The 12554-nt window shown below is 56.9% G+C and carries 10 protein-coding genes; 2 read left to right on the top strand and 8 right to left on the bottom strand.

The genetic code is table 11. The annotated features are described in order from the left end of the window. Nucleotide 1: 1 nt before the first annotated feature. The 8 genes from AABZ39_14040 to AABZ39_14005 form a co-directional block, all read right to left on the bottom strand. Nucleotides 2-1000, bottom strand: a complete 999-nt coding sequence (locus tag AABZ39_14040) for a hypothetical protein (protein MEK6795898.1) — start codon at nt 998-1000, stop codon at nt 2-4. Nucleotides 1001-1035: 35 nt separating this feature from the next. Continuing rightward, on the bottom strand, nt 1036-2127 hold the full coding sequence (locus tag AABZ39_14035; protein MEK6795897.1) for a hypothetical protein: 1092 nt from the start codon (nt 2125-2127) through the stop codon (nt 1036-1038). Beyond that, a complete protein-coding gene (locus AABZ39_14030; GenBank protein ID MEK6795896.1) occupies nt 2124-2606 on the bottom strand; it encodes a hypothetical protein in 483 nt (160 codons plus the stop codon). The genes AABZ39_14035 and AABZ39_14030 overlap by 4 nt, the downstream gene beginning before the upstream one ends. A gap of 5 nt (nt 2607-2611) precedes the next feature. Then, a complete protein-coding gene (locus AABZ39_14025) occupies nt 2612-3085 on the bottom strand; it encodes a zf-HC2 domain-containing protein (protein ID MEK6795895.1) in 474 nt (157 codons plus the stop codon). 13 nt (nt 3086-3098) lie between these two features. Next, nucleotides 3099-4070: a PHB depolymerase family esterase gene (locus AABZ39_14020; protein ID MEK6795894.1), complete on the bottom strand. Its 972-nt coding sequence runs from the start codon at nt 4068-4070 to the stop codon at nt 3099-3101. Further along, a complete protein-coding gene (locus AABZ39_14015; protein ID MEK6795893.1) occupies nt 4057-4599 on the bottom strand; it encodes a sigma-70 family RNA polymerase sigma factor in 543 nt (180 codons plus the stop codon). The genes AABZ39_14020 and AABZ39_14015 overlap by 14 nt, the downstream gene beginning before the upstream one ends. Nucleotides 4600-4622: 23 nt before the next feature. Next, nucleotides 4623-5627 (bottom strand): hypothetical protein, encoded by a 1005-nt coding sequence (locus AABZ39_14010; protein ID MEK6795892.1) that lies wholly within the window; start codon nt 5625-5627, stop codon nt 4623-4625. Between the two features lie 79 nt (nt 5628-5706). Then, the gene (locus tag AABZ39_14005; GenBank protein ID MEK6795891.1) at nt 5707-8991 is read right to left on the bottom strand and encodes a chitobiase/beta-hexosaminidase C-terminal domain-containing protein; all 3285 of its coding nucleotides are present in this window, start codon (nt 8989-8991) and stop codon (nt 5707-5709) included. Nucleotides 8992-9377: 386 nt separating this feature from the next. Here AABZ39_14005 and AABZ39_14000 point away from each other — a divergent pair, with 386 nt between their 5' ends. Beyond that, nucleotides 9378-10619 carry a M20 family metallo-hydrolase gene (locus AABZ39_14000; protein MEK6795890.1) on the top strand — a complete coding sequence of 414 codons (1242 nt, stop codon included), beginning with the start codon at nt 9378-9380 and terminating at the stop codon, nt 10617-10619. Between the two features lie 101 nt (nt 10620-10720). Then, nucleotides 10721-12541, top strand: coding sequence for a CocE/NonD family hydrolase (locus AABZ39_13995; protein ID MEK6795889.1), 1821 nt, complete (start codon nt 10721-10723; stop codon nt 12539-12541). Nucleotides 12542-12554: the final 13 nt, after the last annotated feature.

Raw genomic sequence — 12554 nt, 5'->3', positions numbered from 1 at the left:
ATCATTCCCCATGCGACGCCGCATATTTTGAGAAGAACGCGAGTATGCGCGGATTGTACTCCGCCTGCCACAGATGCGCGAGAACGTTCTTCTTGCCGACGCTTGGAATGATAAAATCCTCTTCCATAGCATATCCGTGCGCAACAAGCTGCCGCACGAGTTTCTGATGACAGGTGATATCGACGATGCCGTCATCGCGATGATGTATCCCGATGAACGGCGGCTTCTTCGCAGGGTTCATCGTTTCCCATTTCTTTTCGTTCGGATATGATGCGTCAGGTGCTCCGCCTGCGCCATCCTGAGTGATCTGCTTTCCCGTGTCCCGGTCTATGCCCACACCGCGCGCTTCCCGCCCGGTATCCACTGACGCATCGAAATAAGTGCCGTACGGATCGCAGGCTGCGCCGGGCGCAAATGCGGTGACGAGACCGTCGAAATGCGTGGATGCACGCACGGTCATGAAACCGCCCGTCGATTCGCCGGTGATGAAAACGGAAGGACTGCTCCCCTTCGGGCGCTTTGATGTCATCACCTCGCGTATCACCTTTTCGATGAACGGAAGATCGATGTTCTCACGGCCGTCGACAACGGTGGCATCGAAGCGCTTCCCGCACGGAAGTCCCTTGTCGTCGGTGACGAGGTCGGTACTTGAATCGAGTGAGAACACGGCAAAACCCTGCTCTATCGCATCGCGGCTGAAAGCGACCTGCGCCTGCATGGATGCATCGATGCTCGCTATGCCGGTCTTTGTCGCGTAACACCAGTCGACAGCGGTGCCGCTCCCGCCATGCATGACGATGATCGCACCTTTCGTCCACTGCTTCGGCCCTTTCCAGATAAGTTTGCGCTCCGCGTTTCCGACTGGAACCGTAACGATCTCCCAGCTGAGTTTGACGGCAATAGCTTCATTGTACCGCGCGCGAGCGGTACTCCTGTCCTCGGCACAGAGTATCCCAGCGGTCACGATCGTGAAAAGCAGAATTGCTGTTGCTCGTTCCATCGACGGCCTCCTTTGCATGAATAGAGATAAATTTTTTACCGATCCGTTTCACGATGCTCGTAGCGCGTCAGACGTGTGTCGTTCCCTGACAGTATCACAACGGCGTGCTCATCCCCGAGTATATGCCGCTCGAGGAAGGCAACGGAGTATTTCCGTATCACGCCGAATTCCGTCTCTGTGCCGCTCATGCGCTGCGCCCCCGTATTATCACTGAACCTGTTATTGAACGAAAAATGGCTCGCCCCTTTGACCTCGAGATAATATTTCGTTGCCGGAAAACAGCGATACGCGGCATCGGCGAGGTCCGCCATGGTCCTCTCCCCGCGCTTCTCATCGCGCTCACGCTCACCGAGGAAAAGCATTACCGGCATCTTAACCGCGGCCATTTCCTCCGGCGTATAGAGGCATGTGCCGGTACCGGTGGAGAAAAGCACTACCGCTTTGATACGGCTGTCCTTCAGTTCCGGCAACGTTCCGCAGAGCCCGAGCGCCGTATATCCGCCGAACGAGTGCCCACCGAGCGCGATCTTCCCCGTGTCGATGCTCGGTCCGAACCCAGGGGATGCGATAATGCCATTGAGCACGGTGCGAAGCTCATCGTAGCGGTATCGATACGCATTGCGGTCATCGATGGTCGAATCGGCAATCTCCCGCGCGTGTGAGAAAAGACCAGCGCGGTCGAACCCCTGCTGTCCCTTTCTGATGCGCACTGCGCTGTGACGGTCGTTATAGTCGGGCGATACTACAATCCAGCCGCGTGCGGCAAGTTCCTCGGTGAGAAAAACAGCGGTCAGGCCGCCGCCGCCATAGCCATGGGAGAATACCAGGAGCGGATACGGTCCGCCGTGTTTCAGTGCTCCGTCAACGGCGAGCTCCCCGCTGGTGCTCCCGCCGTACACATGTATTTTTGTCCGCGCATCCGTGGGATACCATACGGCTGTGGTGACGGTTTTTTCCTCGGTGCCGCTTTTGTATTTAAAATCAAGCACGGTATAACCGATATTCATCCGCGGTACTTCACCGGCAGCTGCGGGCGTTCCGGCATACAATGCATGCACCACGACCCATGCGAGGGATGCTGCGACGAACGCAAAACGTCTGCGGGATGTTCCGTTCTGTGTGCTCACGGCTCATCCGAAGCAGCGGTCGTTCTCTGTTTTTTCGCTTTTGCCGCTACCGACCTCAAATGCCGGAAGAAATCCTTCTGGAACAGCACGAATCGCGCTTTTTGCTCGGCGGTCAACTCTTCTTCCACGGCACGGTTGAATTCCTCGCCGCGCAGGCGGTATCGTTCGCGGACTTTTTTATAGCCGGCCAGGGCAGTCTCAACGGCAGCCGGGTCGGACGGGGAGCGTGCAAGCGCCGCCCGAAGCGCTTTTTCTTTCGCATTGATATCCGCATAGGTTACCGGATTTGCCGCGATGACACGCTCGATGGATGAACGGATGTTCGTCATCTGTGTCTCGCTCACGCGGCATTCCTGCGTAAGCCGCTCCTGATACAGCACGATGATGCGTTTTTCGATATCGCCCGTGCTTGCAGTCGTACGTGCGCAGCCGAGATGAAGCGAGGCTGCGAGCGCGATAACAAATAGTAGGTATGCCATGCGTATCATGAGCGCCTCCCGCGTATCACGGCTATTTCTTCATCGATGCGTCTAAGGAAATTCGAACGCTCATCATCATCCATCGCCGTGACGATGGGCTCCAGAGCTTCCTCGCCGCCGATGCCTATCGAAAGCATATCGGCATCCGCGGTGCCGTTCGCCATACTGAGCGGGATGCCGATACCGACCGTAAGCAGGAGCGCGGCAGCTATCGCGAGCGGTATGCGCACACGCAGAGGGAAGACGATGCGTTTTTTCTCGTCAGCGAGGCGCTCGGCAAGACGCGCGTCGAATGTTGCCCAGTATCCCTTCGGTGCGGCAACGGACGATGCAATACTCCCGTTCATGCGCCGATACGCATCGACAAGCGCTCTGCACGATACGCAGTGTTCGCAATGCCGCATAATACGCGACGACTCGCTTGTGGAGAGCGCCCCATCAATATGATCGGATATTTTTCTTTCGGATAGATGTTCCATCGTGTACCTCCCGTCAGGGTTTTACATGCCGCTTGAAATAATCCCAGATCACATCAACCGCTATCATCTTGTCCGTCATGTTCCCGACTATCGACGCGGGCAAAAGGCTTTTTCCGCCCGGCCACGTATGCCCAAGGTCATCGATGGTTATCCATTCGATCGCGGTGCCGCCTTTTCCCTGTGCATACTTCCGTGTCGTCACGCCGTTCACGCTTTCTGTCGATATCGGCGATGGCTGACATTCGATAAGCGCCGCCCAGCGTGCGATATGATCCTTCACCGGCGGTTTCGCTTTTCCCTCGCCCATTTTTATCCCGCCCGCGCTCGTCGGCACGCCGCCGTTGATGGGGTTCATGGGATCGGCCGTGCCGTGAATATAAAGAAGTGAGATCGGCTCCGCGATCGGGGCATTCGTGATCCAAAGCGCTCCTGACATGGGAGCGATGGCGGCGATGCGCCTGGACAGTTCGAGCCCGGTACGGAACGTCATCGATGCGCCGTTGGAGAAACCTGTCGCGCAGATGCGCTTCGGGTCCGCTTTGAATTTCGATAGCAACTCATCTATGACGGCGTTGACATAGGCGATGTCGTCGACACCATCCTTCCCCGCATGAAAACGCATTGAGCCGTCATTCCATATCGCCGAATTGCCGCGGAAGCTCGCCGGACGCGTCGGATCGGGCGCTGTCGCCTGCGGGAACACGGCGATGAATCCTTCTTTCTCGGCTTTTTTATCCCAGCCTGTCTCCGCCATAGCCGCTTTCGACGTGCCTCCCCCGCCGTGGAACATGATGACGACGGGAAGGGATTTTTCGCCGTCATACGCAGTTGGAAGATAGATGGTGTACTCGCGTTTCAGATCGCCGACGACGATGGAGCAGACCTGTGCACCGCCTGCGGCGAATAGATGTCCGGTACATACTGCGGCTGCTATACAGAAAACAGCGCACCGTGTGATGATCGATGTCCTTCTATATCGTTCCATGCATCCTCCCCCTGAGCGTTTTTCTCGCTTCATGTATCCTCCACGATACCGTACCTTCCGAACACCCCTGTATCCGTGCCGCTTCGCGATGCGATAATCCGTCGCGGGCCACGAGCAGAAGCGTCAGCCGCTGTGCTTCGGGAAGCGAGGAAAGCATATCCTCGATGTCCGCACGAAGTTCGCTCTGTTCGTTCATGGTGTCGCTTTCGGCGATATCCGCTTGCGCCGATGTGACGTGCCGCAAACGGCGCCGCTCGTGCTTGCGATGATCACGCGCCGTATTCACTGCGATGCGGTAGAGCCAGGTGTAGAACTTCGCCCTGCCGAGGAATGAATCCATCTTGCGATATGCTTTCACGAATGTCTCCTGGAGCGCATCGTCCGCCGCATCATGTGAGCCGAGCATGCCGTACAAGAGCCCGTAGAGCCGCTCGCGATAGCGATGGACGATGGTCGTGAAGGCAGCGGTATCGCCCCTGCGGAACGCCTGGACAGATATCGCATCATCCGTAGTCTCCCGTCCGTCCATCTGCACGCATTGGTCTCCATGGGTCACTTCGATACTTTTGCCGGAACGATCACGGTGCTTCCCCGAATATGCCGCGTAAGGAACGCTGTTGCGGAAGCGTTTATCAGGGCGAATTGCCCCGTCGTTCCCCCGCTCGCGCCGGCGACCGGTACCGTATTATATACGAAATGATTACCCCCTGCAATTTCAACGCCGTAGCTCGGAGAGGGGGAATAATAGTAACAGAAGGCGGCATACACGTTCGTGCGCCCGGCTGTAATTGCGGATGCGAGCTCATTGCTCCCGTAGAAGTAGATCGTAGGAAATGTCATTGCCGTGAACACGGATGCGTTGAAATAACGCTGCCCGGCGTAAAGCCAGTTGAGTTCTCCCATCGAGAACAGCAGCATCGCCGAAGGTATCATACCGTTCGTCATGGCGGACATCACCGTCCACGCACCCATGGAATGCCCCGACAGGATCAACAACGCCGGATCGACATGCAGGTCCGTGCGGCCACGCATTGCATCGACGACCGCACGGATCTCGCGAACGCGATAGGAATAGGTTGATCCGTCGTTGAACGGATGCGTTTCGAGATAGGAGAGCGCATCGTTGAGCGAGCCTGTTGCCGTGCCGCCAATGCGCACACAGAGCACCGCGTCGGAGTGATCGGGCGCTGCGACGATATAGCCCTCACGCGCTATCGCCTCGCATATCGCCGTTTGTCCCACGCCGCCGCCGGAGAATCCGTGCGAGAATACGACGATAGGCCATGAACCCGGACGTACTTTCCCGTTCAATGCCACCGTACCGCTGATGTTGCCCCCGTTCGCAGTACCATACGTATGGGTCGATCCTGCCGATACGGAGGGATACCATACCGCCGTCCGTACCGATACCGATGCTGGCACGGCGGTATCGACTATCGTATATCCGACCGATACTGCAGAAACTGTATTCTCCCCTACCGGCGACACCGGATTGGACGTACATCCATGCCAGATCATCGCGGTGAATGCCAGACACAGAAGGGTTAGGGTGCGCATATCAGCTCCTCGTTATATTAGACGACGAGGGAAGCGAATTCCTTGGTGAGCTGCGGATATTGGCAGATACGAACAGCCGTTATTCACCCATGCGCCGGTAGAGCATTGACGCCGCTGACTGCCGCGGCATGTTCGGTCCCTCCACCTCGAGCGTGAAGACGTTCGGATTATTGTTGAACTTGATCATCTCTATGCGTACCGCATGATATCCGGCGGCGAGCGCAATGCTGTCGGTATCGTTCGTCTTCAGATACGTCGGGCTCACTGCCGTCGGCATCACAAGGTCTTTCGCCGGATCATAAATGATGATGTTCGCCCCGCTCGGCGCCGTACAATGGAATGTGTATATACCGCTCGTCGGTATGCGGATAGAGCCTTCCCAGATCACACAATAGCTCTTTTCTTTCGCCCAGCGGTCAAGGGAAAGATCTTCGCTGCTTCCGCGTTCGGTTACAGGGCGCATCATGATCTCATGAAGCCGTGCATAGCCGCCGACGTAGCGTATGAAGCGGTAGGATAGTCCCCGAGGGATCACCGTCTCCGGAGCGGCATCCGCATCACGTACAACCCAGGAACACGGCTTGTATTCCACTGCTGATACAAGGGGCAGCGGATCGTTTCCCCGGAAATAACGCGCTTTCACGACGGCTTCCCGGTCAATGGCGAACGCTCCCGAATAGAACGGCGATGAGATCGTGGGTTCCGACCCATCGATGGTATACCGTATATCGTAGCCGGCACGCGGCGCGATGACCACGTTCGGTGCATCCGCCATCGACACGAACGGCCGCGGTTCGGCAATGGCAGGGACCTCCGGCAGAAAGAACGGCGTCGTGCGCATCTCGTTCCCGACGACGACAAATTCAAAATCACCGGTGCGGTCGACCGCGGCGCCATTCCATGTCATAGAACTGCAGCCGATCACAATTCCTGATATACCGCCTTTTGTTGCAACGAGTATGCTCTTTGCCGTACCCGATATCCTGTCAAGCGCCAATGGTGCCGGCGCAGATGCGCTGCGGTATCGTATCGTCGTGCCGTCGGTAAGTTCCGCATCGAATCCGCGTGATGCCGCTGCGGCGGCCGAACGCTGAGACTTGACGAGGGATGACTGCCCCGTGCGCAAGGGTATCATCATCGTCATGAGTACATCGCTGTCATCGCTTTTCCAGGATACATGCACATTGGGTGCCGGCCGCGCATCGCCGATGCCCGCGGCATACCAGCCGAGCCAGCGCTTCCTGTCGCCGTGCCATTTCCGGTATTCGATCTCTTTCGGTCCGAAATGCCTGAACTCGACGTTGGGGCCGCCCTTGTCAGTCGTGGAAAAATGCTTTTCTGCGGGCGTAAGAACGAATTGATCTTCGGCAAATCCGGCGATCTCCCGTTCGTAGACATCGTCTTTGCAGAGCGGCGGGAAATTCCACACCTGTGAATACTCATGCCCTGCCGTACCGTTATTGATCATCCGGTCCTCGATGATCCAAAGCGATGCCGCGCGCACGAAGACGACAGAGCGATAATGCGAGACCGACATATCGATGTTGATATCCGTATTCTTCCTGATATCAAAATCGCCGTAACCGAGATCATAGAGGCCGTCCACGATGTCGAAATTCGGCGAGGTATGCCATCGGCTCGCTGCCGGTGTCTTGTACCCTTTCAGAACACGCTCGGCGTTCTTCGACTGCGAGCGCCCGTCGATGATGACGGTATTGTTCTTGAGGCTGGACGCCTCGCTCAGAAAAAAATGCGCACCGCGCACATCATCGCTCTTGAACACATCGTAGGTAGGACTTCCGCCGCAGACAACGAGCTGGCGCCCGTACGCGGTCATCTGTACGGCATTATTGTCCCGCATGGAATGGCCGCGCTGCGGACGTCCATTCATGAAGAAGAGATAGAGATCGTCGATGCCCCATCCCGTGCGCTGTGCATAGAATCCGCTGTAGGGGAAAGCGCATGAGAGGAACGGCTCTGGTGTCGGCATCTCCTTGTGGCGTATCGCGGTCGACTCGATGTAACGCTTTTTCGCATCATCGCTTACCCATATGTTCTTGCCGAGCACGTCGTGTGAGTTCCCCACCTGCGGGAGGCCGCCGAGCGGCGTGCGAAGCCCCGTATCGATACCCCGGCGAGATCTCGCCTTCAGAAGCGCTCGTGCGGCGAACGGCGGCTTTATTCCCGGAAAGAAACGCACCATATTCTCAAGCCCTTCCTTATCCTGTTCGTTATAATTGAACGACTGCTCAAGGCTGCCTCCGTCCGGAAGAAAATTGCTGTCGAGCATTTCAGCATAGCCGCGCGTAATAGCATCTTTGAGCGCAGGCGTCTGTCTGAAATCCGGGAATATCCCCGAAAGATACACGAGCGCAAGCAGTCCCTCGGAACGCTGATTGGGAACAGCACCCGGCTTTATGCAGAAGCGCATGAGCGGCCCCGGATGATCGTACATGAGCGAAAGCGCTATCTCGGCAAGCCGCTCTGATGACAGTACCGACATCTCTCCGCGCGTGAGCGTGCCGTTCACCGGGAGAAGCACCGATGCCCATTCCGCGGCCTTATCCTTCCCGAGACATTTCGCGATGCCGGCAAGCATCTTGATATTGTTCTTAAGCCGCCAGCCGGTGTTGAGCTGATTCACACCGACGCGCCAGTCGGCACGGTATATGTTCTTCACTTCTTTATCGGAAAATTCCTTCTGCGCATACGCCTGCCAGAACCCGCGCCGGTGGCTCCTCGCAAAATCCGCGGCGATCTCGATATACTTCGCAGCGTAGGCGTTGCTCCCGGTGACCCAGAAGCGATACACGAAGGTCTTGAATATCTCAAATGTGTCGTACCCCGTAAGCGACCAGCGCACCGATGCATCAAGCGCTGCTATTCCCGCGGTCGGCCACTTCGCCGCATTCACATCGACGAACCACGACACCGGCTTCTTTCCCGCATCCGCCATCTCCCATATATCGATGAACCGAACACTGGATACCGGCGAATAGTACTCCTCCGGCGTGATGTATCCTGCAAGCATATCCGCAGTGCGGTAATAGTTCGGGCTGGTCGTACTGTCATGCCAGCCGAACTGAACGAAGTCCCGTTCGCGCAGACGCATGACCGTGATGTCCCGCCAGGCATCGAGCGCCTCGTCAAAACGCCCGGCGGCCGCAAGCGATACAACGGCCTCAAGACCGGGTCGCGAAAGATCAAGCGCATCGATAAGCGCTTTCGCCACGGCTGTCTTTCCCTCCGGCGCCGGCGGAATGACAGTGTATCCGTCCGAGACGGGCGATACAGGGAACACTATCGCACTGAGTGCAAGCATGCACGGGATGATGACCGCGAACCGTTTCGATCGTGTCTGCATGATGGCTCCTTGCATCGAAGATACTCTCTCCCGTCAGTATATACAATACACCGCTGCACGGTATGGCAGATCGCGACATGCCGTTGTAAGAATCGGCACTCAAATGTCAATTATACGTATGGAACGGTCATGGAGAGATATTTCACTTACAGCCCGAAACGCCAGCCAGCACCGCCGATGAATGCGATCGGGCGTACGCAGGCATGAGAGCGCGGTGAAAACAACGCCAAGTATCATCAGTACGCGAAGTATTTTCATTCCAGTGAACCTGCCAGGGGCATGATTATATCGACGGACTTGCTTCTGTCAATCGCGATGCGTATCGGGAATGCTTGCACCGCTTCCCTATCGCTGTATAATGACACTGATACATACCCGGAGCGATCATGCAAAAGGCCATCGCGTATTTTAAAAGGAACACACGGCAGCTTGCGAACGATGTCGTCGACATGCAGCGTGCTCTTGTGCCGCTCAAGGCGTTCGCCCCGGAGAACGGCGGGGTGGGCGAAGCGAAAAAAGCCGCCTATGTCGATTCGATACTGCAGTCGCTTTCTGTCAGGCGCAGAAGCTATCCGGTGAAGGACAAGCGTGTGCCGGGCGGCATTCGCCCGAACATCGCCGGGGTCGTTCCGGGAAAGGACGCGTCGCGGACGATGTGGACCATCGCGCATCTCGATGTCGTTCCGGAAGGCGATAAGCGATTATGGAATACCGATCCGTATACACTCACGGTGAAGGGCGATACGCTCATCGGGCGCGGTGTTACCGATAATAATTTCGCCATTGCGGCCGGGCTGGTGCTCCTCAAGGTGCTTACCGCGAGCAGGACCGTTCCCCCCGTGAATACCGGCGCGTTCTTCTTCGCCGACGAGGAAGTGGGAAGCCGCTACGGCATACGCGCCGTGCTCTCCCGGTACAAGGGCGTGTTCGGAGAACAGGACATCGTCTATGTGCCTGACATGTCCTCGCCGTCCGGCGCCGATATGGAAATAGCGGAAAAATCGATGCTGTGGCTTACGGTGCATATCACGGGGAAGCAGACGCACGGTTCCCGTCCCGATCACGGCATCAATGCGCACCGCGCGGCGGCGTATTTCGTGACCGCAATGGACGAGCTCACGAAAAAGCGATTCGGGAAGAGGAACCGTGATTTCGATCTTCCCATCACGACGATAGAACCGACGAAAGTGGAACCGAACGTCGGGAACATCAATACGATACCCGGCGAGCATTCACTATCGTTCGACTGCCGCGTACTCCCCGGTTATTCGACACAGTCCGTACATGCGGCATTCCGCGTCACAGCAAAGCGCATCGAGTCGCGTTTCGGCGTACGCATACGTTTGGCCGTTGAGAACAGGCACGATGCACTGAAACCCATCAGTAAGAAATGCGACGCACTCCGCTATATGAAAGGTGCGGTGATAAGAACGTTCCATCGCCCCATGCGCGTCTACGGCGTCGGCGGCGGCACCTGCGCGTATTTCCTCCGCGAGCGCGGCATCGAAGCTGTCGTCTGCGGGAAAGGAAAAGAGACGGCACATACGCCCAATGAGAGCGTATCGATAAAGGATATCCTTCAGTACGTTGAGCTCTATCTGAACGTGCTTGATGGGATAGGGAAATAACCCCCCGACCCCTTCAAAAGGGAACGGGGTGCCAGGAAGTCATACATGACAGCAGTGGCTTTCAATTGGCGGGGATAGATGTTTTGCAAGGAGACAACAATATGAAATCTTCTGTTCACTACATTGTATCTCTGATCGTATTGTATTGTGCTGTTCTCTCCGCCTCCAATGCCACGCTCGTTCGTCTCAACGAGATCGTTGCCCCGCGCATGAGCGATGCCGGTCTCACGCGCGCCGAGCAGGATTCCATCGCCGCATACGTTGAAAAAACCTTCGGGGCGAAGTATGTGTCCGCGGTGCTCACTGCATTCCGCGCCGCTGACAGCGACGGGAACAGCACTATCAGCTCGAACGAATGGCGCATCTATTTCAATGCAGCGAACACCGATCCGGTGACCGAACGCATCATGCTGCCGATGAGCGACGGTGTGCATCTGTGCACCTACGTATCGCGGCCGTCGACGAACGGGAGATTTCCCGTCATTCTTTCGCGTACGCCGTATCGCGCGAATTTCTCGACGAGCGCGCTCACGTTCGGTTATGCCACCGTTATGCAGGATATGCGCGGGCGCTTCGCGTCGGAAGGAAGCAATATGCCCTTCGTCGGCTGCGGATGGGAGCCGTACCATGACGGGCTTGATACGGTGAACTGGATAAAGGCGCAGCCGTGGTGCGACGGGAATATCGGCACCGAGGGTGCGTCCGCGGGTGGTATTACGCAGGACCTTCTTGCAGGCACACTGCCCGATGTGAAAGCACAGGTCATCCGTGTCGCCGCGGCGAGCATCTATCATCATGCGGCGTATGTCGGCGGCGCGCTCAGGAAAGACCAGCTCGAGAAATGGCTCACCGGCAATAAGTACGATGCATCGTCGTTCGACATGTATCGTGAGAACCCGTATTACGGTCCGTTCTGGCATTATCTCGATTCGACGCTGAAACATCCGTTGATGAACATCCCCGCCATCCATATCGGCGGATGGTTCGATACGTTTGTGCAGGGCACTATCGATTCATTCGCAGGAAGGCAGTACAGCGGTGCGGCGGGCGCACGCGGTACGCAGAAATTGGTGATAGGGCCATGGGCCCACGGCGGTTTCCGCAACAATGGCAAATGCGGCGAGCTTTCGTTCAGAAAAGCGGAATTCCCGTCCGAATACGATACGATGCATTGGTTCGACCATTATCTCAAAGGTGCGAGCAATAATGCTGAGGCGCTTCCCGCGGTGCGCTATTACGCAATGGGCGATGTTGATGATGTGAACGCCCCGGGCGGCTGGCAGAGCGCCGACGCATGGCCGCCGTGGACGAATACGCAGAATTATTATCTGAGCGCACGAACGATAGCGCTGTCACGGCCGAATGAAGCGGATGCGTTCGATTCCATCGTCTTCGATCCGAAGGACCCTTGCCCGACAAAAGGCGGAAAGAATCTTGCGCAGCCGGCCGGTCCTTTCGATCAGCGTACCCTTGAAAGCCGTGCGGATATGGCGGTATATACATCGCCGGTGCTTGACAAACCGCTCGAAGCGACCGGACGTATACGCGCAGTGATCTATCTTTCGTCCTCGGCCATCGACACCGATGTTTCAGTGCGCCTTACCGATGTATACCCCGACGGCAGGAGCATGCTCATTGCCGAGGGAATGCAGCGTGCGCTTCTCCGCGAGTCGCTGGAAAAGCCGATACCGCTTGTCCCGGAGAAAGTATATCGCATCGAGGTCGATCTCTGGTCGGTAAGCGTAGTGTTCAACAAAGGACATCGTATACGCATAGCGGTGACATCGTCTAATTATCCGCGCTTTGAGAAGAACCCCGGGACGGGCAGGCTCTGGAAGGACGGCGATGCTTTCGTTACGCAGACGAACCGAATCTACCGCGACGGCACGCGATGTTCGATGCTTGTGCTGCCGACGCGGTAATTGCATTATTACG

The sequence above is a fragment of the Spirochaetota bacterium genome (assembly GCA_038043445.1).
Classification (GTDB): Bacteria; Spirochaetota; Brachyspiria; order Brachyspirales; family JACRPF01; genus JBBTBY01.
Note: the sequence above shows the minus strand (reverse complement) of the source record. Positions and strands in the feature narration are given on the sequence as shown.